23 protein-coding genes and 2 tRNA genes are annotated in these 24939 nt (G+C 73.4%); 16 read left to right on the top strand and 9 right to left on the bottom strand.

Annotated elements, in window-relative coordinates:
- Positions 1-161: 161 nt before the first annotated feature.
- The 3 genes from GA0070214_RS12830 to nudC are packed head-to-tail and all read left to right on the top strand — an operon-like array spanning position 162 to position 3812.
- Positions 162-1472, top strand: a complete 1311-nt coding sequence (locus GA0070214_RS12830; RefSeq protein WP_091262434.1) for a M16 family metallopeptidase — start codon at positions 162-164, stop codon at positions 1470-1472.
- Positions 1469-2806: a M16 family metallopeptidase gene (locus GA0070214_RS12825; RefSeq protein ID WP_091262432.1), complete on the top strand. Its 1338-nt coding sequence runs from the start codon at positions 1469-1471 to the stop codon at positions 2804-2806. The genes GA0070214_RS12830 and GA0070214_RS12825 overlap by 4 nt, the downstream gene beginning before the upstream one ends.
- Positions 2807-2864: 58 nt before the next feature.
- Complete coding sequence (gene nudC / locus GA0070214_RS12820) at positions 2865-3812, top strand: NAD(+) diphosphatase (protein ID WP_091262430.1); 948 nt, start codon at positions 2865-2867, stop codon at positions 3810-3812.
- A gap of 186 nt (positions 3813-3998) precedes the next feature.
- On the opposite strand, the gene GA0070214_RS12815 is transcribed toward nudC, so the two are convergent.
- The 3 genes from GA0070214_RS12815 to GA0070214_RS12805 form a co-directional block, all read right to left on the bottom strand.
- A complete protein-coding gene (locus GA0070214_RS12815) occupies positions 3999-4268 on the bottom strand; it encodes a hypothetical protein (RefSeq protein WP_091262429.1) in 270 nt (89 codons plus the stop codon).
- Between the two features lie 211 nt (positions 4269-4479).
- Positions 4480-4710, bottom strand: coding sequence for a DUF397 domain-containing protein (locus GA0070214_RS12810; RefSeq protein WP_091262427.1), 231 nt, complete (start codon positions 4708-4710; stop codon positions 4480-4482).
- 69 nt (positions 4711-4779) lie between these two features.
- Positions 4780-5760 carry a helix-turn-helix domain-containing protein gene (locus GA0070214_RS12805; RefSeq protein ID WP_091262425.1) on the bottom strand — a complete coding sequence of 327 codons (981 nt, stop codon included), beginning with the start codon at positions 5758-5760 and terminating at the stop codon, positions 4780-4782.
- Between the two features lie 141 nt (positions 5761-5901).
- Here GA0070214_RS12805 and GA0070214_RS12800 point away from each other — a divergent pair, with 141 nt between their 5' ends.
- Entirely contained in the window at positions 5902-7167 is a 1266-nt protein-coding gene (locus tag GA0070214_RS12800) for an MFS transporter (protein WP_091262423.1), read from the top strand.
- Between the two features lie 57 nt (positions 7168-7224).
- Here GA0070214_RS12800 and GA0070214_RS12795 read toward each other — a convergent pair whose 3' ends face one another.
- Complete coding sequence (locus GA0070214_RS12795) at positions 7225-7467, bottom strand: mycoredoxin (protein WP_091263090.1); 243 nt, start codon at positions 7465-7467, stop codon at positions 7225-7227.
- Between the two features lie 91 nt (positions 7468-7558).
- On the opposite strand from GA0070214_RS12795, the gene GA0070214_RS12790 reads away from it, so the two are divergent.
- From GA0070214_RS12790 to GA0070214_RS12780, 3 genes are all read left to right on the top strand, one after another.
- The gene (locus tag GA0070214_RS12790; RefSeq protein WP_091262421.1) at positions 7559-9712 is read left to right on the top strand and encodes an ATP-dependent DNA helicase UvrD2; all 2154 of its coding nucleotides are present in this window, start codon (positions 7559-7561) and stop codon (positions 9710-9712) included.
- A gap of 131 nt (positions 9713-9843) precedes the next feature.
- A complete protein-coding gene (locus GA0070214_RS12785) occupies positions 9844-10098 on the top strand; it encodes a hypothetical protein (RefSeq protein ID WP_091262419.1) in 255 nt (84 codons plus the stop codon).
- A 142-nt stretch (positions 10099-10240) separates the two neighbouring features.
- The gene (locus tag GA0070214_RS12780; protein WP_091262418.1) at positions 10241-10606 is read left to right on the top strand and encodes a WhiB family transcriptional regulator; all 366 of its coding nucleotides are present in this window, start codon (positions 10241-10243) and stop codon (positions 10604-10606) included.
- 294 nt (positions 10607-10900) lie between these two features.
- Here the strand turns inward: GA0070214_RS12780 and GA0070214_RS12770 are convergent, their stop codons facing one another.
- The 3 genes from GA0070214_RS12770 to GA0070214_RS31830 form a co-directional block, all read right to left on the bottom strand.
- Positions 10901-12247 carry an ABC1 kinase family protein gene (locus tag GA0070214_RS12770; RefSeq protein WP_091262414.1) on the bottom strand — a complete coding sequence of 449 codons (1347 nt, stop codon included), beginning with the start codon at positions 12245-12247 and terminating at the stop codon, positions 10901-10903.
- A gap of 10 nt (positions 12248-12257) precedes the next feature.
- The gene (locus GA0070214_RS12765) at positions 12258-13370 is read right to left on the bottom strand and encodes a ThiF family adenylyltransferase (protein ID WP_091262411.1); all 1113 of its coding nucleotides are present in this window, start codon (positions 13368-13370) and stop codon (positions 12258-12260) included.
- 180 nt (positions 13371-13550) lie between these two features.
- Positions 13551-13718, bottom strand: coding sequence for a DUF5679 domain-containing protein (locus tag GA0070214_RS31830; RefSeq protein WP_012014940.1), 168 nt, complete (start codon positions 13716-13718; stop codon positions 13551-13553).
- 478 nt (positions 13719-14196) lie between these two features.
- On the opposite strand from GA0070214_RS31830, the gene GA0070214_RS12760 reads away from it, so the two are divergent.
- Both GA0070214_RS12760 and GA0070214_RS12755 read left to right on the top strand, forming a co-directional pair.
- Positions 14197-14727, top strand: coding sequence for a M48 metallopeptidase family protein (locus tag GA0070214_RS12760; RefSeq protein ID WP_091262409.1), 531 nt, complete (start codon positions 14197-14199; stop codon positions 14725-14727).
- A gap of 208 nt (positions 14728-14935) precedes the next feature.
- Positions 14936-15538: a hypothetical protein gene (locus GA0070214_RS12755; RefSeq protein WP_091262408.1), complete on the top strand. Its 603-nt coding sequence runs from the start codon at positions 14936-14938 to the stop codon at positions 15536-15538.
- Positions 15539-15713: 175 nt separating this feature from the next.
- Here GA0070214_RS12755 and GA0070214_RS12750 read toward each other — a convergent pair whose 3' ends face one another.
- Positions 15714-16916 carry a zinc-dependent metalloprotease gene (locus GA0070214_RS12750; RefSeq protein WP_091262406.1) on the bottom strand — a complete coding sequence of 401 codons (1203 nt, stop codon included), beginning with the start codon at positions 16914-16916 and terminating at the stop codon, positions 15714-15716.
- A gap of 184 nt (positions 16917-17100) precedes the next feature.
- On the opposite strand from GA0070214_RS12750, the gene GA0070214_RS12745 reads away from it, so the two are divergent.
- The 7 genes from GA0070214_RS12745 (at position 17101) to GA0070214_RS12715 (ending at position 23514) form a co-directional block, all read left to right on the top strand.
- On the top strand, positions 17101-18114 hold the full coding sequence (locus GA0070214_RS12745) for a YlbL family protein (RefSeq protein WP_167364264.1): 1014 nt from the start codon (positions 17101-17103) through the stop codon (positions 18112-18114).
- Positions 18115-18270: 156 nt separating this feature from the next.
- Complete coding sequence (locus GA0070214_RS12740; RefSeq protein ID WP_208602747.1) at positions 18271-21252, top strand: UPF0182 family membrane protein; 2982 nt, start codon at positions 18271-18273, stop codon at positions 21250-21252.
- Positions 21253-21400: 148 nt separating this feature from the next.
- Positions 21401-21910 carry a SigE family RNA polymerase sigma factor gene (locus GA0070214_RS12735; RefSeq protein WP_091262399.1) on the top strand — a complete coding sequence of 170 codons (510 nt, stop codon included), beginning with the start codon at positions 21401-21403 and terminating at the stop codon, positions 21908-21910.
- Complete coding sequence (locus tag GA0070214_RS12730; RefSeq protein WP_091262396.1) at positions 21900-22823, top strand: hypothetical protein; 924 nt, start codon at positions 21900-21902, stop codon at positions 22821-22823. Before GA0070214_RS12735 ends, GA0070214_RS12730 begins: the two co-directional genes overlap by 11 nt.
- A 60-nt stretch (positions 22824-22883) precedes the next feature.
- Positions 22884-22957 (top strand) — tRNA-Met (locus tag GA0070214_RS12725).
- A 125-nt stretch (positions 22958-23082) separates the two neighbouring features.
- Positions 23083-23156: transfer RNA gene (locus GA0070214_RS12720), tRNA-Met, on the top strand.
- A 109-nt stretch (positions 23157-23265) separates the two neighbouring features.
- A complete protein-coding gene (locus GA0070214_RS12715) occupies positions 23266-23514 on the top strand; it encodes a hypothetical protein (protein ID WP_091262394.1) in 249 nt (82 codons plus the stop codon).
- Positions 23515-23562: 48 nt separating this feature from the next.
- On the opposite strand, the gene GA0070214_RS12710 is transcribed toward GA0070214_RS12715, so the two are convergent.
- Positions 23563-24882 carry an ABC transporter substrate-binding protein gene (locus tag GA0070214_RS12710; RefSeq protein WP_091262392.1) on the bottom strand — a complete coding sequence of 440 codons (1320 nt, stop codon included), beginning with the start codon at positions 24880-24882 and terminating at the stop codon, positions 23563-23565.
- Between the last annotated feature and the right edge of the window lie 57 nt (positions 24883-24939).

Genomic DNA, 24939 nt, shown 5'->3' with positions numbered 1-24939 from the left:
AGACCCCGCCACCATTCGGGACGCGCGACCTGGGGATTGTCGACAATTCCCACCTGTTCGGTGGAGATGGCAACGCCGGTCGGCCCCCGCCCGGCACCGCCGTCCGGTGGGCCCGCGCACACCGCCGGTGCACGTGCGGCGGACGCAGTAGGGTCGATCACGTGCCGACGCGGAGAGCGAGAATTCCAGCGACGAAATACCCGGTCGAGCGGTTCACGCTCGACAACGGCCTGCGGGTGGTGCTCACCCCCGACCGCAGCGCCCCGGTCATCGGGGTGGCGGTGGTCTACGACGTCGGCATCCGCTCCGAGCCCGAGGGACGCACCGGCTTCGCGCACCTCTTCGAGCACCTCATGTTCCAGGGCTCGGAGAACCTGGAGAAGCTGGCCCACTTCCGGCACGTCCAGGGCGCCGGCGGCACCTTCAACGGCTCCACCCACCTGGACTACACCGACTACTACGAGACCCTGCCCAGCAACGCGCTGGAGCGGGCGCTCTTCCTGGAGGCCGACCGCATGCGCGGCCCCCGGCTGACCGAGGAGAACCTGCGCAACCAGGTCGACGTGGTCAAGGAGGAGATCCGGGTCAACGTGCTCAACCGGCCGTACGGCGGGTTCCCCTGGCTCACCCTGCCGCCGGTCATGTTCGACACCTTCCCCAACGCGCACGACGGCTACGGCTCCTTCGACGACCTGGAGTCGGCCACCGTCGGCGACGCGGCCGACTTCTTCCGCCGCTACTACGCCAGCGGCAACGCCGTCCTGGCGGTCAGCGGGGACGTCGACGTGGCCGAGGCGACCGCGCTGATCGAGCGGCACTTCGGCGACGTGCCGGCCCGGCCCGCGCCGGAGCGCCCCGACTTCGCCGAACCCGACCTCACCGCGGAGCGGCGCACCTCGTACACGGACCAGCTGGCCCCGCTGCCGGCGGTGGCCGGTGCCTGGCGGGTGCCCGACCCGGTGACCGACTTCGCCGGCTACCTCCCGTACGTGGTGCTGGCCGAGGTGCTCACCGACGGCGACGCCTCCCGGCTGGTCGAGCGGCTCGTCCAGCGGGACCGCTCGGTCACCAGCCTCGGCGGCTACCTCGGCTTCATGGGCGACCCGTTCGACGTGCGCGACCCCACCGCGCTGCTGCTCCAGGCGCACCTGCCGCCGGGCGGCGACGTGGACAAGGTGCTGCGCACCGTCGACGAGGAACTGGACCGGCTGGCCACCGACGGCCTGACCGAGGGGGAGCTGGCCCGGACCCAGGCGCGAATGGCCACCCACCTGCTGCGGGACACCGACGCGGTGCTCGGCCGGGCGCTGCGGATGGCCGTCCTGGAACAGCAGCGCGGCGAGCCGGGCCTGCTCAACGAGCTGCCCCGGCTGGTCGGCGAGGTGACCGACGAGCAGGTCCAGGCCGCCGCCGCCACCCTGCGGCCGGAGCGCCGCGCGTCGATCGAGGTCATCGCCGGAGGTGCCCGATGAGTGCGACCGTCGAGACGGGTACCCGGCCACTGCCGGCGCTCGGCCCCAACCGCAGGCTCAAGCTGCCCAAGCAGGCCGAACGCACGCTCGGCAACGGCCTCACCGTGATCGCCGTACGCCGCAGCGCGATCCCGCTGGTGGAGCTGCGGCTCTGGATGCCGTTCGGGCGTACCCACCTGGCCCGCGGCGGGATGCTCGCCCAGACCCTGCTCTCCGGCACGGAGACGCACACGGCGACCCAGCTCGCCGCCGAGTTGCAGAAGGTCGGCGGTGGGCTCTCCGCCGGCATCGACCCGGACCGGCTCATGCTCTCCGGCGCGGGCCTGGTCACCGGCCTCAACCGGATGCTGGAGCTGCTCGCCGACGTGCTCACCGGGGCCACCTACCCGGCCGACTGGGTGGAGACCGAGCGGGACCGGCTGGTCGACCGGATCCAGGTGGCCCAGAGCCAGCCCGCCCACCTGGCCCGCACCGCGCTGCTCAAGCGGATCTACGGCCGGCACCCGTACGCCGTCCAGACCCCCGAGCCCGACCAGGTGCGCGCCGTGAAGCCGCCGGTGCTGCGCCGGCTGCACGCCGAGCGGGTGCACCCGGCCGGCGCGGTGCTGGTGCTGGTCGGCGACGTGCAGCCGGAGCGGGCCCTGGACGCCGCCGAGCAGGCGCTCTCCGGCTGGAAGGGGGAGGGGCAGCCCGCCGAGCTGCCGCCCGCGCCGCCGCTGGAGCCCGGTCCGCTGCTGCTGGTCGACCGCCCCGGCTCGGTGCAGTCGTCGCTGCGGCTCGCGTTGCCCGCGGTGCCCCGCACCCACCCCGACCACGCCGCGCTGCAACTGGCCAACCTGGTCTTCGGCGGCTACTTCTCCTCCCGCTGGGTGGAGAACATCCGCGAGGACAAGGGCTACACGTACGGGCCGCACTCGCTGGTCGAGCACTCGGTGGCCGGGTCGGTGCTGGTGGCCGCCGCCGAGGTGGCCACCGAGGTGACCGCGCCCGCCCTGCTGGAGACCATGTACGAGCTGGGCCGGCTGGCCGCCCTGCCGCCCAAGCCGGACGAGCTGGAGCAGGCCCGCCAGTATGCTCTCGGCACGCTCCAGCTCGGCATGTCCACCCAGGCCGGCCTGGCGTCGCTGACCAGCGCGTACGCCGGCAACGGGCTGCGCCTCGACTTCCTGGCCGAGCACGCCGCCCGGCTGGCCGCGGCGACGGTGGACGACGTGGCCGCGGCGGCGGCCCGCTACCTCGCCCCGGCACGGGCGGTCACCGTGGTGCTCGGCGACGCCGAGAAGGTGGCGGACTCTCTGGCCACGCTGGCGCCGGTCCAGACGGAGTCCGCGTGAGCGCGAGGAGTGAGCCGGGCCTGCGAGCCCCGCAGTCGCGAACGAAAGAAGGCACGGCGTGACGGGCGAGCCCGCTCCACCGCTGGCCCGGACCACGCTCGACCGGGCGGCGCACCGGCGGACCGACCCGGGCTGGCTCGCCGAGGCGTGGGAGCAGGCGCGGGTGCTCGTGCTGGACTCGACCGACGACGGCCGGGCGCTGGTCCGCGGCGAGGCGGCGCCACCGGAACTGGTGCTGGTCGGCTCCGGTGAGCTGCCCGAGGTGCCCCGGTCGGTGCCGATGTTCCTCGGCGTCGAGGCGGACGGCGTGCCGGTCTTCGCGGTGGACGCGCCGCTGCCCGAGCTGGCCGGCACCCGCCGGGTCAACCTGCGCGAGGTCGGCCACCTGTTGACCGACCGCGACGCCGGGATCTTCACCACGGCGCTGGCGCTGCTCAACTGGCACGTGCGGCACGGCTTCTCCTCGTCGAACGGGCAGGCGACCCAGGTGGACGAGGCCGGCTGGTCCCGCGTCGACGCGGGCGGCGGGCGGATCTGGCCGCGTACCGACCCGGCGATGATCGTGCTGGTGCACGACGACGTGGACGGCCCGGACGGGCGCTGCCTGCTCGGCAACAACGCCACCTGGCCGAGCACCCCGGGCGAGCGCCGCTACTCCTGCCTGGCCGGCTACGTCGAGCCGGGGGAGTCGGCCGAGGCCGCCGTGCTGCGCGAGGTCCGCGAGGAGGTCGGCGTCGAGGTCGAGGAGATCGGGTACGCCGGCAGCCAGTCCTGGCCGTTCCCCGGTTCGCTGATGCTGGGCTTCCTGGCCCGCGCCGACGCGGACGCGCCGATCCGGGTGGATCCGGCCGAGATCGCCCACGCCCGCTGGTTCAGCCGGCGGGAGATCGGCGCGGCGCTGGCCGGCCAGCCGGTCCGGGTCGACGGCGGCGACCGCCTGCTCCTCCCGCCACCCTCGTCGATCGCCCTCTTCCTGGTCCACCGCTGGCTCGACGGCCACTGCTGACGGGCGATCAGCTGACCGTCCGCGAAACCGACCCCGGTGATCATGAGGTGGGCGTGGGCTGGACGGAGTCCCGGCCCGGACCGTCGTTGCCGCGGCGGTCTCGGGCCGGGAACACGGGCCGTCGTGACCGAAAAAGGCGTGGAACGCGGCGGGGGAGCCGGTCCGGTCACGACGGACGTCAGCGGGTCAACTGCCGCCCCAGTGGTACGGGTGACCCGGTGCCAGGTCCTCGATGGGCAGCACCTTGACGCGGTGCCGGCCGGCCCGGACGGCCCCCACGGTGGACAGCGCCCGGGCGAGCAGCAGGGCGGCGTCCCGGTCCTCGGCGTGGACGACCTGGCGGCGGGACTCCGGGAGGCTCGTCTCGTCCCGCAGCCGACCCCCGCCGGCCCACGCGGCGGCGATGTCGCTGTCGGCGGCGGCACGGATCTCGGTGCGGACGATCAGGAACCGCATGGTGGCCCCCGGGTGCGGACGGACGGATGCAGACTGCAACTTCCACGTCACTCTTGCGTCATGTTACGCCCGCGCGTCGTCACAGCAAGTGAAACCCGCCTATCGTTCGCGGCATCGACCGATCGGGTGACCCCGGCTCAGCACGGTTGTCGGGGGTGGACGCGCAAGGGGCCGCCGGCAGCACGCCGACGGCCCCCGTGACCTCGCCAGATCAGTTCAGGTCGAACTGGCCGTTCTTCGCCCCGGCGATGAAGCCGAGCCAGCCGGCCCGGTTGAACAGCAGCACCGGCCCGCGTGGGTCCTTGCTGTCCCGCAGCGCCACCGCCTCGGGTCCGGTGCGCAGGGGCGCGACCTCCACGCAGTTCGAGGTCTGGCTGCGGGTGCTCTTGCGCCAGGCGAGGCCGGCGAGCTGCTCGGACGAGCTGTTGCGGATCTCGTTCATGGTTCTGCTCCTGGTCTGGAGTGCTCCGATGGGGACGAGTGACGCCGCAGGCCGGACGGTCCCCGTGGATCACCGGTCCGTCGTCAGGCGCCCCGAGTCGCGGCGGCGCTGGGTCGGCGCCGTTGTCGGCCCGAACGCCACTGTGGACTCGGCTGCCGTGCCGGTCAGCCGTCCCGTCGCCTCGATCAGCCAGGAGAGGGTGTCCGATGCGGAGAGCGCCGCCGAGCATAGCCACTCGAACACCACTTTATAGCGATTTAGGGTGTTTGCCTCGGTCGACATGACGTCGGTGAACCCACCTTCGATGGCCAACGTCTCCGGATCGAGCGGATCGGCGAACCGGTAGACCGAGAAGGCGGTCGGCGGGAGATACCAGTCGCCGACCCGGGTGTCGCGCAGCAGCAGGCGCAGGGTCACGTTCGGCAGCAGGGCCAGCTCGCAGAGATGGACGATCTGCTCGTGCAGCACCTCGGGCGGGCCGGCCCGGCGGCCGAGCGCGGCCTCCTCCAGCACCGCCGTGTAGCGCGGCGCGTCGGGGGAGCGGGTCAGCAGCGACTGGCGGGCCTGCCGGGCGCGTACCTCGGTCTCCGGGTCCTCGATCTCCAGGTCGCCGGCCTCCTCGGCCACCTGGGCCGCGGACATGATCCGGTGCCGGGCGTAGCCCGGGGTCTGCAACAGCCCGGGCACCAGCACCGGGTTGTACTCGGAGATCTCCGCGCACCCCGCCTCCAGCTCGGCGAAGCCGCGCTGCTGCGGGGTCATCACCGGGAAGTTGCGCAGCCAGCCGCGCATGTCGCCGGCCTCCTGGGTGATCCCCAGCAGCTCCTCGCGCAGCTCACCCTCCGCTCCGTAGAGGGTCAGCAGGACGCCGACGTCGTCCGGGTCGGGACGGCTGCGGCCGTTCTCCAGACGGGACAGCTTGGACGCGGAGGCCCAGCCGATCCGTTCGATGACCTGGTCGCCGGTGAGGCCGGCCTGTTCGCGCAGTCGGCGCAGCTCGGTGCCGAGCCTGCGACGGCGCAGGATCGGGCCTGGTGCGGCAGGAGGCACGGTGTCCTCTTTCCCGTCGACCGTCGCAGGACGCGACGGTAACTGTATGAAATTCGCCCCCCACGGTCAGTATGGACGGCGCGACCGGTGTCGGAGGGTCCGGCGGGGGCGTGTCACGCGACAAAAACCGGAGGGAGCCCGATGCGCACCGTCCTGCGCCGCCCCGACTTCCGCCTGCTCTTCGTCGCGCTGCTGGCGAGCATGGCGGCCGAGTCGATCCTGCTGCTGGCCCTGGCCGTCTGGGTCAAGGACCTCACCGGGTCGGACGGCATGGCCGGGGCGACCATCTTCGCCGTCATCGCGCCCATGGCGCTGGCCCCGCTGGTCGGCTGGGTGGTCGACCGGTGCCGCCGCCGGCCCTTCTTCGTGGCCGCCAACCTCGGCACGGCGCTGCTGCTCTGCCCGCTCCTCGCGGTCCGCGACCGCGCCGACGTCTGGGTGATCTACGTGGTGGCGGCGCTGTACGGACTGTCGTACATCACGTTGAGCGCGGTGCTCAGCGGGCTCATCCGGCACCTGGTGCCGAGCGACCTGCTGGCCGACGCCAACGGGGTGCTGCAGACCGTCCGGCAGGGGCTGCGGCTGGTCGGCCCGCTGGCCGGGGCCGGGCTCTACGCCGCGGTCGGCGGCTGGCTGCTGGTCGCCCTGGCCATGTCCGGCTTCCTCGCCGCCGCCGCGGTGGTCGGCGTGCTCCGGGTCACCGAGACGGCGCCGGCCCGGCCCGCGCGTCGCTGGCCGGCCGGGCTGGGCGCCGGGCTGCGCCACCTGGCCGGCGACCCCGCGCTGCGCCGGGCCCTGCTCGGGTACGGGCTGGGCTCGCTCATGATGGGCTTCACCGAGTCGCTGATCTTCGCGTACGTCGACCTGGGGCTGGGCCGGGACGCCGCGTTCGTCGGTGTGCTGGTCACCGTGCAGGGGGTCGGCGGGCTGGCCGGCGGGCTCGTCTCCGCCGCAGTGGTGCGCCGGGCCGGCGAGGTGGGCGCACTGGCCGCCGGGGTGACCTTCTTCGGTCCGGCCGCGCTGGCGCTCGCGTACCCCCGGCTCTGGCTCGGCGTGGTGGCCCTGCTGCTGGCCGGGGTCTCCCTGCCGCTGACCATGGTCGGGCTGAACACGCTGATCCAGCGGCGGACCCCGCCGGGGCTGCTGGGCCGGGTCGCGGCCGCCGCGGAGGCGGTGGTGAGCGGCCCGCAGGCGGTCTCCATCGGGGCCGGCGCGCTGCTCGTCGGCGTGTTCGACTACCGCCTGCTCTTCGCCCTGGTCGGGGTGACCACCACGGCCGCCGGCCTCTACCTCTGGCACGGCCGGCGGCTCACCGCGCCCCGGCCCGTCCTGGTCCACGTGCCGGCCCCGCGCCGCCCGCTCGACCACGAGGTGCTCGCCGCGACACGCCGGCGCCGGACGCCATAGACGCGACAGCGGCCGCCCCCGGGCAGGGGCGGCCGCTGGTCGCAGGGTGCGGCCGGGTCAGCCGGCGAGGCTGGCCAGGTGCTGCTTGACCTGGACGATCGAGGGGTTGGTCAGGGCGCTGCCGTCGTCGAACCGCAGCGTCGGGACGGTCTGGTTGCCGCCGTTGACGCTCATGACGAACTCGGCGGCCTTCGTGTCCTGCTCGATGTCGACCACCTCGTACCCGATGCCCTCCCGGTCGAGCTGCGACTTCAGCCGGTGGCAGTAGCCGCACCACGAGGTGGAATACATCGTCAACATGGTCAGGTCCTCCAAGGGGTGACTCGAGCCCGGTCCGGTCAGGCCAGGCTAGTCGCTGCAACATCGCCGGAGGCTGGAATGATTCCTGGCTGTGGTGGTTCACTCAGCGGCGGAACGGGTGCTGGCCGGCCTCGACCCGGAGCAGCGGTCCGCGGTGACCGCCCCGGCCGGCCCGGTCTGCATCCTGGCCGGCGCCGGGACCGGCAAGACCCGGGCCGTGACCTCCCGGATCGCGCACCGGGCGCTGACCGGCGACATCTCCGCCCGGCATGTGCTGGCGGTCACCTTCACGGCCCGCGCCGCCGCCGAGATGAGGGCCCGGCTCACCGGGCTGGGCGTGGGCGGCGTCCAGGCCCGCACCTTCCACGCCGCCGCGCTGCGCCAGGTCCGCTACTTCGCGCCCCGGCTGCTGGAGGGCCGGGCCATGCCGGAGCTGCTGGACAGCAAGGTCCGGGTGGTGACCCTGGCCGCCGCCAAGGTGGGCCTGCGCGCCGACCGGGCCGCCGCCCGGGACCTGGCCGGGGAGATCGAGTGGGCCAAGTCGTCGCTGGTCGAACCGGGTGAGTACGTGGTGGCCGCGGCCAAGGCGCTGCGCGAGACCCCGCACGAGCCGGCGAAGGTGGCCGAGGTCTTCGCCGCGTACGAGCGGCTCAAGCGCGGCAACGGGGTCATCGACTTCGAGGACATGCTGCGCGCCGCGGTCTGGGGGATCGAGGAGCACGCCGACGTCGCCGAACAGGTCCGCGGCCAGTACCGGCACTTCGTGGTCGACGAGTACCAGGACGTCAACCCGCTCCAGCAGCGGCTGCTGGACGCCTGGCTCGGCGGCCGGGACGACCTCACCGTGGTCGGCGACGCCAGCCAGACCATCTACTCGTTCACCGGGGCGACCTCCTCCTACCTGGTCGACTTCCCGCGCCGCCACCGCAACGCCACCGTGGTCCGGCTGGTCCGGGACTACCGGTCCACCCCACAGGTGGTCGGGCTGGCCAACGCGGTGATCTCCCAGGCCCGGGGCGCCGAGGCCCGGCTGCGGCTGGAGCTGCACGGCCAGCGCCCGCCGGGCCCTGAGCCCGAACTGCGGATCTTCACCGACGAGCCGGCCGAGGCCAACGCGGTCGCGGCCCGCTGCCGGGCGCTGGTCGACGGCGGCACCCCGGCCCGCGAGATCGCCGTGCTGTTCCGCACCAACGCGCAGTCCGAGGCGTACGAGAAGGCGCTCACCGAGGCCGGCGTCCCGTACGTCGTGCAGGGGGCGGAGCGCTTCTTCGAGCGCCCCGAGGTGCGCCAGGCCATGGTCGCGCTGCGCGCCGCCACGCGGTCGATCCCGGGGGAGACCCCGCTGCCGGCCGCCGTGGTGGAGGGGCTCGCCGCGGTCGGCTGGGCGCCGGACGCGCCCCCGGCCGGTGGCGCGGCACGCGAGCGGTGGGAGGCGCTCGCCGCCCTGCTCCAGCTCGCCGAGGAGTACGCGGCGACGCCCGAGGTCGTGCCGATCGGTGAGGCCGCCGCGATCGAGCGCCCCGTCAGCCTGAGCGACTTCAACGAGGAGCTGGCCCGGCGGGCCGCCCAGCAGCACGTGCCCACCGTGGAGGGGGTGACGCTCGCCTCACTGCACTCGGCCAAGGGCCTGGAGTGGGACGCCGTCTTCCTGGTCGGGCTGGCCGAGGGCACGCTGCCCACCACCTACGCGAAGACCCCCGAGCAGGTCGAGGAGGAGCGTCGGCTGCTCTACGTGGGGATCACCCGGGCCCGGGAGTGGCTCTGGCTGTCGTACGCGGCGGCCCGCTCGCCCGGTGGCCGGGCCCGGCGGCCGTCCCGCTTCCTGCCCCAGCTGGACCGCTCCGGCGGCGGCGAGCGGGCCGGCGCGGGCGCGGCCCGGCGCACCGAGCGGCGGCGCACCCAGGTGGTCTCCTGCCGGATCTGCGGCGCCACGCTGCTGGCCGGTGCGGACCGGAAGCTGGGCCGCTGCCCGACCTGTCCGTCCGACCTGGACGAGGAGCTGTACGAGCGGCTGCGCGAGTGGCGGCAGCGGGTGGCCGGGGCGCAGAAGGTGCCGGCGTACGTGGTCTTCACCGACGCCACGCTCACCGCGCTGGCCGAGCGGAAGCCGGGCCGCACCGAGGAGCTGGTCGCAATCGCCGGGATCGGCCCCCGCAAACTGGGACTTTACGGCGATACGGTGCTGGCCCTGGTGGCCGGTGCGGGGGTGGACGATGTCTGCCCGCAGAAAAGTTTCGAAATCTAGCCGTAAATCGTTTGCCCTCGCCCCGAGGCGAGGAATAGCCTCATGGCACACCTCGCGAGCGGCGCCATTCTGGCTGCTCACGGGGGATGAGTCCAAGGTCGGCACGAGGAACGTTGAGGGAGGTGGCACCCGTGGAGATCTTCACCTATGAGCGTCTGGCGGCGATGCCAGCTGCCTGCGCTCCGCTGTCGTCCGTCCGGGTGGCCCTTGCCGCTCGACCGTCGGCTCCGCAGGTGCACCAGGTCCAGGTTCAGGCCGAGCTGAACCTGACCGTCGCGCCGCTGGCGGAGATCGAGGGGACCAGTGGCTTCACGGGCATGGGCATCGGTGACGTCAAGAAGCGCACGGATGTCCGCGGCGTTCCACCTCGAGGTAGACCGGTCTGATCCACCAGACCACCGGCTCACCTCGAGGCCGCGGAACCCGCACACCGGGATCCGCGGCCTCAGTTTTTTTGCACCGCCGTAGTGCCGAAGTACGTCGGAAATGCGATCCACGAGATCGAAGTGAGAGAGAGGTGACCGGAGGATGAGTCTGGCGTTGGCCCCCCTCGACGTGAGCGTCGAGGTGGAGGCGAACCTGCCCTGCCGGAAGTTCGACCCCGACCTGTGGTTCTCCGACTCGCCTGCCGAGCTCGAGCTGGCCAAGTCGCTCTGCGGGGACTGCCCGCTGCGCGTCGAGTGCCTCGCCGGCGCGGTGGAGCGGGCCGAGCCCTGGGGCGTCTGGGGCGGCGAGATCTTCGAGCGTGGCGCGGTCGTCCCGCGCAAGCGGCCCCGTGGCCGTCCGCGCAAGGAGGACCTCGCCCGTGACGCCCAGCTCCGGGTCGAGGCGGAGGCGCGACTGGCGGCCAGCGGGCTGTCCGAGTCGCGGAGCTCCGTCCGGCTGGCAGCCTGACACAACCCCGTTCCAACGTCCCCGCCGGTGATTTCACCGGCCGCGAGAAAGCCGAAACCGATGCTGCACCTGCCGAATGGAACCGAGATGCAACTACTCCACGAAGCGTTGTCCCGGGCTCGAATGCGCCGGCCTCAGGCCGGCACCACCACGAGCACTGAGGCAACCACTTCCGCCCGTACCGTCGCCATGCGTGGCCGCAGCCAGTCGGCCCGCGACCTGGGCGTTCTCTAGATCCCTACACCACGGAAGGGGCGGTGACCGTACGGTCACCGCCCCTTCGGCGTGCGTCGGTCAGCTCACCGGGGCGAAGCCGGGCAGCCAGCGCTCCAGGATCGCCCGGTAGGGCGCCTTCGCCTCCAGCTGGCACAGCACTCCGATCGAGCCCAGCGTCACCCGATGGATCATCAGGTACGACGGGGGCAGGTTGAGCTGCCGGCTGAGCTGGTAGGTGGGGGAGCGCGGGCTGGCCAGCCGGGCCGCCTGGGCGCGCAGCCAGGCCCGGGTGAACCGGAACTCGTCCGCGGCGATCGGCTCCAGCATCGGCCGGAGGAAGTCCAGCACCCCCTCGGCGTCGATCGGCTCGGTGGGGCTCACGAAACCCTCGTCCCGCAGCCCGGCCACCACCGCGTCCGCGTCGTCGCGCAGGGCCAGTGCGGCGATCCGGCCGATCGGCTCGGGGGTGCCCTCCGGCATCCGGGCCACCGCGCCGAAGTCGATCACGCCGAGCCGGCCGTCGGGGAGGAGCCGGAAGTTGCCCGGGTGCGGGTCGGCGTGCAGCAGCCCGGCGCGCATCGGCGCGGAGAGGTGCAGCTCGGCCATCAGCCGCCCGGCCTCGTCGCGCTGCTCCTCGGTGCCCTCCCGGATGATCTGCGACAGCGGGGTGCCCTCGACCCACTCGGTGATGAGCACCCGGGGCGCGGCGTCGAGCACCTCGGGGATGTAGATGTCCGGGTCGTCGGCGTACGCGGCGGCGAAGGCGCGCTGCGACTCGGCCTCCAGCTCGTAGTCCAGCTCCTCGGTGATCCGCTCACGCAGCTCGACGAGGAGCGGCTTGACGTCCAGCCCGGGCTGGATCGCGCGGAACATGCCGCCCAGCCGGGAGAGCTGCTTCAGGTCGGCGAGCAGGGCGTCCCCGGCGCCCGGGTACTGGATCTTCACGGCCACGTCCCGGTGGCGCGGGCCGCCGTTCGGCCCGTAGCCCGGGTCACGCCAGACCGCGCGGTGCACCTGGCCGATGCTGGCCGCGGCGGCCGGGGTGTCGTTGAACTCCACGAACCGGTCCCGCCAGTCCGGCCCGAGCTGCTCGGCGAGCACCTTGTGCACGGTCGCCGCGGGCAGCGGCGGGGCGGCCTCCTGGAGCTTGGTGAGCGCCTGCCGGTAGGGCGCCGCGATCTCGTCGGGCAGCGCCGCCTCGAAGACCGACAGGGCCTGCCCGAACTTCATGGCCCCGCCCTTGAGCTGCCCGAGCACGCTGAACAGCTGCTCGGCCGTGCGCTGCTGGATCTCGGCGGAGATGACGTCGGACGCGAGCCCGGTGACCCGCTTGCCCATGCCGAGGACGGTCCGACCGGCGAAACCGAGCGGCAGAGCGGCGAGCTTGGCGGTCCGGGACACGGCCCGGCGCGGGATGTCGGTCACCCGGTCATTGTTACCGACTCGGCGGGCCCGCTGCTGCTGTGCGGCCGGGAGCGGATGCGGCCGACCGGATCGGGCGACGCCCCGAGCATCCGCAGGCGGGGTGCGGCGGCCACCGGCGGTGCCGAAACCGCCCAGGCTGCCCGATTTCGACCGCACAGCCCAGGGTCTCCGGAATGCCCCCGTCGAGGTGGGTCAACGCCTCGGCCACCGCGTAGGCCGCCGCCGCCAGCCGGGTGGTGACCGCGCAGGCCCGGTCGCCGTTGCCGGCCGCGAGCTGGGCGGCGAGCGCCGGCCAGTCCGGGTCGCGGTCGGTCCGGTGCAGGTCGAGGCAGTGCAGGCAGGGGCCCACCGGTGGGCGGACCAGCGGGCCGACCACCGGCACGCCACCGCGCAGGTCGACCAGCAGGTGCGGCTGGCGGCGGCGCGCGTAGCCGGCGGCGAGCAGGGCCGCCGGGCGGTCCGCGCCGAGCTGGACCACCAGGTCGGCCCGGCCGGGCCGGAGCGGCGCGGTCGCCGTGCCCGGCGCGCACCGGGCCAGCGCCGCGCGCACCGCCGGTGCCAGCGGGCGGCCCAGCTCCGCGCCGGTTAGGCCGGTCCCCACCAGGTCACCCGGGCGGACCGGGCCGGCCAGATCGGGTACGACGTGCCCGACCCCGGCCTGCGCCAGCGCGACGGCGATCGCCGCGCCGAGCCGCCCGACCCCGCTGACCAGCACGCGCGCCGCGCGCCGGCGGCGCAGCAGCCGGGCCGGCGTGCCGGGCAGGGCGGGCGCGGCCAGTGCCAGGGCGTCGGCCTCGCCGGCGAGCCGGGCCCGGACCGGCCCGGTGAGGTCGCGGGGGAGCAGGCTCTGCGCGGGTACGACGAGAGCGGCGGCCCGGAGCGTGTCGAGCAGCATCCGGGCCTCGGCCGGCGGGACCCGCGCCTCGGTGGCGGCGGCGAGCACGGCCCGCTCGCTACGGGTGCCGTCGAGCAGGTCGAGCAGCCGGGCGGCACCCGGGCTGGTCACCTCCAGCAGCACGGCCCGGCCGGGTTCCACCCCGAGCTGGAGGGTGTGCCGGTCCCGCCAGAGCCGGGTCAGGCCGGGCAGCAGCGTCGGACGGGCGAGGGGCGTCGGGTCGGTCACGCCACGAATCGTGACCGTGTCCGCGCTCTCCGTCGATCGTTGTCCACAGGTGCGCCGGGCCCTGGCCAGGGTTGTCCACAGGAAAACCCGGGTTGTCCACAACCCGCCGGTAGCGACTGTCGGGTACGCGACGGGGGAGGGGCGGCTGCCGCCACCCCTCCCCCGTGCGACCCGGGCGGGTCAGACCTTGGCCTTGCCCAGGATGCGGTTCACTGTTGTGCCGCACACCGGGCACTTGCCCTTGGCCATGTTCATGCCGGTCTTCGAGACCTCCACGCGGCCCTCGAAGTCCCGCTTCTCCTTGCACTTCACGCAGTAACCGTTGTAGGTCTGGGCCTGGTCGGCCACGGTAGCCCTCCTCGTCTCGTCCACCGGACGCCTCCGGCGGGTTTCCCTGCGGCGGGCCACGCGTGGCGCCGGCGCCGGGGGGTTCTCCGCGATCACTCACATGACCGCTGGTTGGCGGACCCTACCCAGGTCTGGGCGGTTCCATGTCAGCTGTGCGTCGACTCTGTGAGTAAGTCGACGTCGAGAGTGTGCATGCCGCGTTACGTCGGATAAGTCAGTTTCGCGGGGACACGCCGGGTGAATGCCCACAGATCCCCCTTCGGGGCAGCCCCACCGCGACAGCTCGTCCGTAGATCACCTAACGTTGACAGGGGCCCGCAGGTGATGGTCAACTGCCGCCGCAAAGAAATTTTTCAGGACTCCTGACGACCAACCGCCATTTTCCGGGCGCGTGTCGTCGTGTTGACTCTTGCGGACCCCTGGTCAGTACGCATTAGCTTTCCCTCGTGACAGTCATCCGAGGCTGCGCGGACCAGTGATGGCCGGGACGCGGAAGCCCGTCGTCGAAGTACGGCGCAGCCAGCGCCGGCGGCGCACGGTGTCCGCGTACCGCGACGGGGAACGCGTCGTGGTGCTCATCCCCGACCAGTTCTCCCGCGCCGAGGAGAGCGAGTGGGTCGACCGGATGCTGGCCCGGCTCGCCGCCCGCGAGGGCCGGCTCGCCCGCTCGGACGCCGAGCTGCTGGCCCGGGCCACCCGACTGATCAACCTCTACCTGTCCGAGCACGGAGCGGCCGCCGCCCCGGCGAGCGTCCGCTGGGTGACCAACCAGAACGGCCGCTGGGGTTCCTGCACCCCCGCCGACCGCACCATCCGGATCTCCCACCGCATCCAGGACATGCCCGACTGGGTGATCGACTACGTGCTGCTGCACGAGCTGGCGCACCTCATCGTGCCGAGCCACAACGCCGCCTTCTGGGCCCTGGTCGGCCGCTACCCGAAGAGCGAGCGGGCCCGCGGCTACCTGGAGGGCGTAGCGGCAACCACCGGCGTCCCCCTGACCGACTGACCCCCTCCCTCTCTCCCCGCGCCGCCCCGCCGCGTCGATCATGAGGTTAGCCGCGCGTTTCGCCCGGTTTGTCGCGGCTAACTTCATGATCGACGATCGGGGTGGGGAGAGCTTGGAGGGTTGCCGTTCGGTGGGGACGGTACTTCGTCAAGATCGTGGGGATCTGCAGCCGTGCGGGCGGCGGCGGGCCGCGGGTTAGGGTCGTCGGGTGGCTCGACGTGTGGTGGTGGCGCTGCTTGGTCCGGTTCGGTGGACGCCCCCGGGCATCGATCCGGCGCGGTGGCGGAGCGCGCTCGCCGAGGACGTGGTGGACCTGCTGGCCACACTCAACGAGGTGGAGACCGCCGTAGCGGTGACGCCGGAGGACCGCTGGCTGGCCGACGCGGTGGTCTGGCCCGGCACGGCCGTCTACGAGGTGCCCGAACCCACCCCCGCCGCGGTGTTCGCCGCGCTCACCGGTTACGACCAGGCGGCCGTGATCGTCGCCGACGCGCCCGACGTGCCGGGGCTGACCCTCGGCAAGCTGCTCCGGCCGCTGACCAGCCGCCCGGTCGCGGTCGCCCCCGTCGAAGGGAGCGGGGCGGGGCTGCTCGGCGTGGCCGCCCGGCTGCCGGTGCCGGAGTGGTTGCCGGCGCTTGACCTGGACACCGCGGCGCCGGCCCAGGTGCGTGCGGCCGCCCCGCGCCCCGGCGACGTGGCGGTCACCGCCGGCTGGCGCCGGCTGCGCGGCCCGGCCGACCTGGCGACCCTCGACCCGGCCTTCGAGGGCTGGGAGGCGACCCGGGCGCTGCTCTCCGGCCAGCCCGGCTGACGAGCACCTCAAGCCCCGCCCGGGCCAGCCCAGCTCACGAGCACCTCGAGCCGCGCCGGGGCCAGCCCGGCCGGCGAGCACCTCAAGCGCGCCGGGGCCAGCCCGGCTGACGGGTGCCCGAAGCTGCGTCGGGGCCCGCACGAGGACTCGTGCGGGCCCCGGCGGACGTGCGGTGTCAGGACTTGTCGTCGTCCTCGCCCGGCGTCTGCTCCTCCGGCGCGCCGGGCGCCGTGAAGTCGAAGTTCGCCAGTTCCTCGTCCAGGTCGCTGGTGGTCGCGGCGAACGCCTCCGGGTTGGCGAAGTCCTCGTCCGACGGGAGCAGGTCGGGGTGTCCCCAGATCGCGTCCCGGCCGGCGATCCCGCGGTGCTCGGTGAGTGCCGACCAGAGCACGGTCGCCTCGCGCAGCCGGCGCGGCCGCAGCTCCAGACCCACCAGGGCGGCGAAGGTCTGCTCGGCCGGACCGCCGGCGGCCCGGCGGCGGCGGAACGCCTCGCCGAGGCGGACCACGTTCGGCAGCCGGTCGCCCGCGGCGCTGTCGACCACGTGGCACACCCAGCCCTCGACCAGGGCGAGCACGGTCTCCAGCCGGGCCAGCGACGCCTTCTGCGCCGGGGTGTCCTCGGGGGTGAAGATGCCCTCCAGGGCGATCGCCTGCATCGACTCCGGGTCGGTCGGGTCGACCCGGCCCATCGCCTCCTCGATCGCCTCCCGGTTGACCCGGATGCCCGCGGCGTAGTTCTCGACCGCGGTGAGCACGTGCCCGCGCAGCCACGGGACGTGCTGGAACAGCCGCTGGTGGGCGGCCTCCCGCAGGGCCACGTAGAGGCGGACCTCGTCCTCGGGCAGTTCGAGGCCCTCGCCGTACGCCCGGATGTTCGCGGGGATGAGCGCGGCGGTGCCGGCGGGGCCGAGCGGCAGGCCGATGTCGCCGGCGGAGAGCACCTCGGCGGCGAGCGAGCCGAGCGCCTGGCCGAGCTGGCCGCCGAAGAGGGCGCCGCCCAGGGTGGCGACCATCGACTGCATCGGGCCGAGCTGGGCCCGCGCCTCCGGCGGCACCAGGTCGCCCATGGCGCCGACCATCCGGCTGGCGACCGGATCGCAGAGCTTGCGCCACACGTCGAGGGTCTTGAAGATCCACTCGTTGCGGTTCCAGGCGACCGAGGTGCGGATGCCGGTGGGCCACGAGGTGGCCGGCTCCAGCCAGAGGTCGGCGATGCGCAGCGCCTCCTCCACCGCGTTGCGTTCGAACGGCGAGACCGCCGGGTCGCCGGCGGCGGCGAGCTGGCTCGCGGCCACCTGCCGGGCGAGGTCCCAGTTGACCGGCCCGCTGCCCGGCGCGGAGAGCAGGTGCTGCAACTGCGACATGAACTGCTGCATCTGCGCGGGATCGTTGGGGTCTGGTGGTTGCCCACCCGGGAGCGCGAAGCCGAACGGAATATCAGGCACGACCTCTACGGTACGCGCGCCCCGCCGCAGGTCGCGTGCGTCGGCGTTGCGCTGAGGGCGAAGTCCGGTGGTCACCGCGCCGGACGTTCCGGGCCGGATCGGTACGCTCTGGCGCATGAGACGTCGCGGCGTGACCGTACTCCTCGGTGCACTGCTCACCGCCCTGCTCAGCGTCGGCGTGCTGAGCGTGCCGATCCCGTACGTGGTGCTCGGTCCCGGCCCGACCGTCAACACCCTGGGCAGCGAGGACGGCAAGGAGATCATCCAGGTCTCCGGCCGGGCGACGTCCACCTCCGCCGGGCAGCTCCGGCTGACCACGGTGGGTGTGCAGCCCACCGTCCGGCTGCGGTCGGCGCTGGCCGGCTGGTTCTCCAAGGACGAGGCGGTGGTGCCACGCGAGCTGGTCTACCCGCCGGGGGAGTCGCAGGAGGAGGTCGAGCAGCGCAACGCCGAGGACTTCCAGAACTCGCAGACCAGCGCCGAGACAGCGGCCCTGCGCGAGCTGGGCTACCCGATCCGGGTGCTGGTCAAGGCGGTCACCGCGGGTGGGCCGTCGGTCGACGTGCTCAAGGCCAACGACGTGATCACCTCGGTCGACGGCCAGCCGGTGACGAGCGCGGCCCGGCTCACCGAGCTGATCCGGGCCAAGCCGGCCGGCACCGAGCTGAAGATCGGCTACACCCGGGCCGGTGCGCCGGCCACCGCCACGGTGACCAGCCGTGAGCAGGACGGCCGGCCCCGCATCGGCATCGAGATCGACCAGCAGCAGCCGCACCCGTTCACCCTCAAGATCGACCTCGGCGACATCGGCGGCCCCAGCGCCGGGTTGATGTTCGCCCTGGGCATCGTGGACAAGCTGCAGCCCGCCGACCTGACCGGGGGGACGGTCATCGCCGGCACCGGCACCATCGACGACGAGGGCCGGGTCGGCCCGATCGGCGGCATCGCCCAGAAGCTGGTGGGCGCCAAGCAGGCCGGGGCGAAGGTCTTCCTGGTGCCCGCGGACAACTGCGCCGAGGCCGTCCGCAACCCGCAGCCCGACCTGCCGCTGTTCAAGGTGGCGTCGCTGGACGACGCGCTGACGGCGTTGGAGAAGCTCCGCGCCGGGGGCCAGCCGACCCGCTGCTGACCCCTGCCGACCCGCCGCCGACCCGCCACCGCACCCGGCCCGCCGGGCCACCGGACGATCGTGACGTGACCTTGACCCGACGCGTTCAGGAACACCCCGTACTCTGGGTGCCTGGTCGGAGCCGATCACATCGAGCGTGCGGAGCCAACAGTGGTCATGCGTAGCAGCCCCCTGCCGAGGATGAGCCGGCGCGGACGCGTCACCATCGGGGTCCTGATCGGGGTGTTCGTGCTCTTCACCCTGCTCGGGTGGGGCGTCAACGCGTGGACCGACTGGCTCTGGTTCGACGAGGTCCGCTACACCCAGGTCTTCACCGGCGTGCTCGCCACCCGGCTGCTGCTGTTCCTGGTGATCGGGCTCGGCATGGGGGTGATCGTCGCCGGCAACCTCTGGCTGGCCTACCGGCTGCGGCCGCAGCTGCGCCCACACTCCGCCGAGCAGGCCACCCTGGAGCGCTACCGGATGCTGCTGAGCCCCCGGCTCGGCACCTGGATCGCCCTGGCCTCCGCGGTCATCGGGCTCTTCGCCGGCCTGTCGGCGCAGGGCCGGTGGAGCCAGTGGCTGCTGTTCCGCAACGGCGGCAGCTTCGGCGTGAAGGACCCGGAGTTCGGCGTCGACGTCGGCTTCTACGTCTTCCAGTTGCCGTTCTGGCGCTACCTGCTGGGCGTCGGCTTCACCGCCGTGGTGCTCGCCCTGCTGGGCGCGCTGGCCGTGCACTACATCTTCGGCGGGGTGCGGCTGCAGGGCGTCGGGGACCGGATGACGAATGCCGCCCGCGCCCACCTGAGCTCGCTGGTCGCCGTGTTCGTGCTGCTCAAGGCCATCGCGTACGTGCTGGACCAGCGGGCCATGCTGCTGGAGTACAACGAGGGCGCCAAGCTCTACGGCGCCGGCTACGCCGACATCAACGCGCTGCTCCCGGCGAAGGAAATCCTCGCCTGGATCGCCGTCGTGGTGGCCGTCGCGATCATCGTCTTCTCCAACGCGTGGATGCGGAACCTGGTCTGGCCCGGCATCGCGCTCGCCCTGCTCGGCGTCTCGGCGGTGGCGATCGGCGGCATCTACCCGTGGGCCGTGCAGACCTTCGAGGTCAAGCCGAGCGCCCGGGACAAGGAGGCGCCGTACATCGAGCGCAGCATCAAGGCGACGAGGGCCGCGTTCGGGCTGGCCGACACGAAGAGCAGCGGGTACGCGGCGAACAACCTCGTCCCGCCGGCCAGCCTGGCCACCGACACGTCAGTGGTGCAGAACGTCCGGCTGCTCGACCCGCAGCTGGTCTCCGAGACGTACACGCAGCTCCAGCAGGTGCGCGGCTTCTACGACTTCGGCCCGAAGCTGGACATCGACCGGTACGCGGTCAGCGGCAAGACCTCCGACTACGTGGTCGGCGTCCGTGAGATCAACTACGGCGAGCTGACCGACCAGCAGAGCAACTGGATCAACCGGCACACCGTCTACACCCACGGCTACGGCATGGTCGCCGCCCCGGCGAACCAGGTGGTCTGCGGTGGCCAGCCGTACTTCGTCTCCGGCTTCCTCGGCGAGAAGGCCCAGGAGGCGTGCTCCTCGCAGGCCGAGCAGATCCCGGCCCAGCAGCCGCGGATCTACTACGGCGAGCGCATGGAGCCCGACGACTACGCGATCGTCGGGCAGACCGGCGAGCGCAACGTCGAGTTCGACCGGCCGACCTCCACCGGCGGCGAGCAGTACTACACCTACACCGGCGAGGGCGGCGTCGAGATCGGCTCGTTCACCCGGCGGCTGCTCTACGCCATCAAGGAGCAGGAGTCCAACTTCCTGCTCTCCGAGGCGGTCAACGACGACTCGAAGCTGCTCTACGTGCGTAACCCGCGGGACCGGGTGGAGAAGGTCGCGCCGTTCCTCACCCTGGACGGCGACCCGTACCCGGCGGTGGTGAACGGCCGGGTCATCTGGATCATCGACGGCTACACCACGGCGGCGACCTACCCGTACGCGGAGCGGGTCAACCTCCAGGCCGAGACGGCCGACGAGCTGACCGGGCGGGGCACCTTCCAGCTGGCCCGGGAGAACGTCAACTACATCCGCAACTCGGTGAAGGCGACCGTCGACGCGTACGACGGCACGGTCAAGCTCTACAACTTCGACGACACCGACCCGGTGCTCAAGGCGTGGAACAAGGCGTTCGGCGGCGACCTGGTGCTGCCCAAGGGCGACATCCCGCCGGAGCTGGCCGCGCACTTCCGTTACCCGGCCGACCTGTTCAAGGTGCAGCGCAACCTGCTCACCAAGTTCCACGTCACCGACCCCGGCGACTTCTACTCCGGCCAGGACTTCTGGCAGGTGCCGAACGTGCCGGACGCGCCGGACAGCGGGCAGAAGCAGCCGCCGTACTACCTGTTCACCCAGTTCCCCGGGCAGGAGGGGCCGCGCTTCCAGCTCACCGCGGCGGTGACGCCGAACGGGCGGCAGAACCTGGCCGCGCTGGTCTCCGGGTCGTACGTCGACGGCCGGCCCCAGCTGGAGGTGCTGGAGCTCCCCGACCAGACCCGCATCTCCGGGCCGGCGCAGGTGCACCAGCAGATGACCAACAACGGCGACATCCGGCAGCAGCTCAACCTGCTCTCGTCCAACCAGGCACAGGTGCAGTACGGCAACCTGCTGTCGCTGCCCTTCGCCGACGGCATGCTCTACGTCGAGCCGGTCTACGTGAAGAGCAGCAACCAGGACGCGTACCCGCTGCTGCAGAAGGTGCTGCTCTCCTACGGCGACGGCGGCTCGTACGTGGTGCTGGCCAACAACCTGAGCGACGGCATCAAGCAGCTCGTCGAGCAGGGCAAGCGGGCACCGGGCGGCGCCCCGCCGCCGACCACCGGCGAGAACCCGCCGACGACCGGCGGCACCGCACCGCCGGTGCTCACCGGCGAGCTGGCCGAGGCGGCCGGCAAGGTGCAGAGCGCGATCGGCGAGGTCAAGGCCGCGCAGGCGTCCGGTGACTTCGAGCGGTACGGGCGGGCGCTGAAGGCGCTCGACGAGGCCATGACCGCGTTCCAGCAGGCGCAGGCGGCGGCCAACCCGTCGCCCGGCCCGGGCCCCAGCGGCAGCCCCCCGGCGTCGTCGCCGGCCTCGCCCTCGGCCTCACCGACACCGAACGGCTGACGCCGAGCCGACCACGGGAGCCCGTGGTCCGTGACCCATGGTGGTCGCGGGCCACGGGCTCCTGTCGCATTCCCGACGGAACAGTCGCAACCCGCTGTCCGCGTCCCCCGTCATCAGAGCAGGTGGCGTGAGGGAGGCGGGTGTTCAGATGCGCGACGCGAACAGCTTCGACGACTTCTACCGCAGCACGTCGGGGCGGTTGCTCCGGTACGGCTACGCGGTGGCCGGCGACCCTGCCGAGGCCCAGGATCTCGTCCAGGAGGCGTACGCCCGGGCCTGGCGGCAGTGGGGGAAGCTGGCCGCCCACCCGGCCCCGGAGGCCTGGCTGCGGCTCGTCATCAGCCGGCTGGCCACCGACCGCTGGCGGCGGCTGCGGGGCTGGCGGCTCGCGGCCAGCCGCACGGGCCCGCCCGCGGACGTGGGGCCGCCGGGCGAGGACACCGTGCTGCTGGTCGGGGCGCTGCGGCAGCTGCCGGCCCGGCAGCGGCAGGCCCTCGCGCTGCACTACCTGTTCGACCTGCCGGTGGAGGAGATCGCCCGGGAGGCCGCGGTCCCCACCGGCACCGTGAAGTCCTGGCTGTCCCGCGGCCGGGCCCGGCTGGCCGAGCTGCTGCCCGGCGTGGCCGACGAGGAGCTGGAGGTGAACGATGTCGCGTGATCTGAACCGCCTCTACCGGGCGCTCGCCGCGGACACCGACGAGCGGGTGCTCCCGGCCCCGGACCGGGTGCGCCGGCGCGCCGACCGCCGGGCCCGGCGGCGGGCGGCGCTCGGGGCGCTGACCGTCGCCGTCCTGGTCGCCGGCACCGCCGCGGGCACACGGTTGGTGCTCGCCGCCGGCCCGGACACCGACCCGCAACCGGCCACCACCACCGGCAGCCCGTCGCCGTCGCCCACCGCCACTCCGCCCGCGCCGCTGCCGAGCCCGACCACCCCGCCACCCGCGGCGCGGACCCCGGACGCGCCGCCGACGACGAGCGCCCGGCCGCCGGCCGCCACCCCCCGGAGCATCCCGGACCGGGCCTTCTTCACCCTGGCCCCCGCCAACGACACCGGCATCGGCGAGGCGTCGGTCCCGGGACCGGTGCTGCCGGCGCTCTGTGGCGCCACGCCCGGCGAGTCGGGGATGGTCACCCGCCGCGCCCGCAGCCTGGCGTTCAAGTTGGCCGACACCCCGCAGGGGTACGTCCCGGACGGCAGCTACCGGAACAGCATCACCGTCTACCGGCCCGGGCGCGCCGACGACGTGCTGGCCGACCTGCGACAGGCCGTGCGCGACTGTCCGACACAGCCGGGGTTGGACGGCGGCGAGGGACTGACGTCGACCCAGCGGCTGCTCCCGGACACCGGGTACGGCGACGAGTCGGTGCTGTTCGAGTCGCGCCGGCCCGCCATGGACCACGAGGGCGGCCCGGCCGTGGGCGAGGTGGTCCGACTCGTCCGCGCGATCCGGATCGGGAACGTGGTGACGGTGCTCTGGGAGCAGGGCTGGGAGGGGACGTCGAGCCCGCGGTCCCAGGTCGACAAGGACAGCCGGCGCGCCGTGCAGGCGATCCGCGACTGGTTGCGCTGAGTGCGGTCCCGGGCCCGTTTTGCGGGTCCGGGGCCCCGTACGCTACGGTTAACGAGCCGACGCGGGGTGGAGCAGCTCGGTAGCTCGCTGGGCTCATAACCCAGAGGTCGCAGGTTCAAATCCTGTCCCCGCTACTGTCCCGAAGGGCCCCGCAGGAAACTCCGGGGCCCTTCGTCATGTCAGGCTCCGGCCGGGCCCGGCGGGATCGGGGAACCCGGCTGATCTCCACGGCGGACATGAGATAGGCTGTACGAGCCGACGCGGGGTGGAGCAGCTCGGTAGCTCGCTGGGCTCATAACCCAGAGGTCGCAGGTTCAAATCCTGTCCCCGCTACTGTCGCGAAAGGCCCCGGAGGGAACTCCGGGGCCTTTCGCCGTCTTCGGGGGAAGTGATCCGGCCCGTCCGCCGTGCCCCGGTTGCGCTTCTCCGCGAGGATGAGGGCATGTCTGCTTGGAACAGATGGTGGGGCCGCCTCAGCGCGGTCCTCGGTGCGGTCGTGCTCTCGGTGTTCGTGCCGGTCGCGGCCTGGGCCTCCACGGGCACGGGTGAGGTCGTGGTGGAGGCCGCCCGGCGGCGGTCCCGGGGCGGCTTCGGCTTCCTCGGGCTGCTCTGCTGCCTGGTGGTGGTCGTCGTGATCGTGCTGCTGGTGCTGCGCCTCATGCGCGGCCGGCGCGGCGGCCCGCCGCGCTGACGGGAACCGGTCCGCCCGCCGCGCCCTGCCGGGTGCGGCGGGCGGCCCTCATTCGGCCAGGGCGGCGGTCGCCTGCGCCATGAACCGCGAGGTCGCCGTCCGGGCGCCCGCGCGCTTGGCGCGGATGCTCTCGGCCGCGTCGATGAGCAGGGTCCGCACCTTGGCGTGCCCCTTCGGCGGCGGCGCGGGCGCCGGCCCGGCCAGCTCGGCCAGCTCGGCGCCGAGGGCCACCACGCGCTTCTCGGTGCGGTCGGTGACGCCGTCGACCACGAACGTGCGGACCGGCAGGGCCGCGTTCAAACCGCGTTCGATGCCGAGGATCCGGCCCGCCGCCACGTTGGTGGTGAGGAAGTTGATCACGTCGACCACCACGCCCGGGTGGCGGCTGCCGCGGAAGGCGGCCCAGTACATCGAGGCCCGGGGCCACTGTGCCGCCGGGGTGCCCGGGAAGGCGGCCAGGCCCAGCTCGTCGTCGGTGAGCCGTTGTAGCTCCGGCAACTGGTGCGACCAGGCGAACGACGCGGCCGTGTGCCCGGTGACCACGAGCTGGCGGGCCAGCTCGCCGCTGTCCGCCTGCTCGACGAGCGCGGCGCTGGGGGTGGCCCGGTCGTACCGGGCGACCTCCCAGAACTCGAACCAGTCGAGCAGCTCGCCGGAGCTGAAGCCGAGCTGCCGCCCCTGGTACAGCTCGCTGCCCTGGCCGCGCAACCACAGCCACAGCGCCCGGTAGTCGCCCGACGGGTCCATGGTGCCGGCCACCCGGTTGCCGGAGGCGCGGGTGACCCGGGCGGCCCACCGGGCGTACTCCCGCCAGGACATGCCCGTGTGCGGCTCGGGCTGTCGCAGCCGGCGCAGCAGGTCGCGGTTGTAGACCAGCGCGGCGTTGGTCTGCGCGGCGGGCACGGCGACCGTCCGGTCGTCCACCCGGCCGTACCGGGCCAGGTGCTCGGGCAGGCCGCGCAGGTCGAGCCGGTTGTCCGCGACCTCGGCGGTGAGGTCGAGGACGATCTGCCGGTTGGCGTACTCGGTGAGCAGGGTGTCGTCGATCTGGAACAGGTCCGGCACGTTGCCCCCGGTGGCCTGGGTGGCCAGCCGGTCGTAGTAACCGGCCAGGCCCTGCCAGGTGACCCGGAAGCTGACCCGGGGGTTCTGCTGGGAGTAGAGCCGCAGCGCCTTCTCGGTGGCCTCGGCCCGGCGGGCCCCGCCGAACCAGAACACGGACAGCTCGATGGGGCCGTCCTCGACCCGGGTCTCCTCCTCGGGGCCGCAGCCGGTCAGCCCGCCGGCGAGCAGCGGCAGCCCGGCCAGCGCGCCGAGCAGCCGCCGCCGGTCGACGCCGGGGCCGGGTACGGACTGCGGTGCGCGCACGGGTTTCTCCCGGGGTGCGGGCGGCTGCTGCGGACGGACCATTTACACAGGCGCCGG

Source organism: Micromonospora chaiyaphumensis, from assembly GCF_900091435.1.
Classification (GTDB): domain Bacteria; phylum Actinomycetota; class Actinomycetes; order Mycobacteriales; family Micromonosporaceae; genus Micromonospora; species Micromonospora chaiyaphumensis.
The sequence above is the reverse complement of the archived record's forward strand: the minus strand, read 5'-3'. Positions and strand labels throughout refer to the sequence as shown.

Excerpts from the sequence above, each read along its gene's own strand:
- GA0070214_RS12825 (WP_091262432.1), top strand. The coding sequence starts at position 1,469 with ATGAGTGCGACCGTCGAGACGGGTACCCGGCCACTGCCGGCGCTCGGC.
- GA0070214_RS12815 (WP_091262429.1), bottom strand. The coding sequence starts at position 4,268 with ATGCGGTTCCTGATCGTCCGCACCGAGATCCGTGCCGCCGCCGACAGC.
- GA0070214_RS12810 (WP_091262427.1), bottom strand. The coding sequence starts at position 4,710 with ATGAACGAGATCCGCAACAGCTCGTCCGAGCAGCTCGCCGGCCTCGCC.
- GA0070214_RS12800 (WP_091262423.1), top strand. The coding sequence starts at position 5,902 with ATGCGCACCGTCCTGCGCCGCCCCGACTTCCGCCTGCTCTTCGTCGCG.
- GA0070214_RS12795 (WP_091263090.1), bottom strand. The coding sequence starts at position 7,467 with ATGTTGACGATGTATTCCACCTCGTGGTGCGGCTACTGCCACCGGCTG.
- GA0070214_RS12780 (WP_091262418.1), top strand. The coding sequence starts at position 10,241 with ATGAGTCTGGCGTTGGCCCCCCTCGACGTGAGCGTCGAGGTGGAGGCG.
- GA0070214_RS12760 (WP_091262409.1), top strand. The coding sequence starts at position 14,197 with ATGGCCGGGACGCGGAAGCCCGTCGTCGAAGTACGGCGCAGCCAGCGC.
- GA0070214_RS12750 (WP_091262406.1), bottom strand. The coding sequence starts at position 16,916 with ATGCAGCAGTTCATGTCGCAGTTGCAGCACCTGCTCTCCGCGCCGGGC.
- GA0070214_RS12745 (WP_167364264.1), top strand. The coding sequence starts at position 17,101 with ATGAGACGTCGCGGCGTGACCGTACTCCTCGGTGCACTGCTCACCGCC.
- GA0070214_RS12740 (WP_208602747.1), top strand. The coding sequence starts at position 18,271 with ATGCGTAGCAGCCCCCTGCCGAGGATGAGCCGGCGCGGACGCGTCACC.
- GA0070214_RS12735 (WP_091262399.1), top strand. The coding sequence starts at position 21,401 with ATGCGCGACGCGAACAGCTTCGACGACTTCTACCGCAGCACGTCGGGG.
- GA0070214_RS12730 (WP_091262396.1), top strand. The coding sequence starts at position 21,900 with ATGTCGCGTGATCTGAACCGCCTCTACCGGGCGCTCGCCGCGGACACC.
- GA0070214_RS12715 (WP_091262394.1), top strand. The coding sequence starts at position 23,266 with ATGTCTGCTTGGAACAGATGGTGGGGCCGCCTCAGCGCGGTCCTCGGT.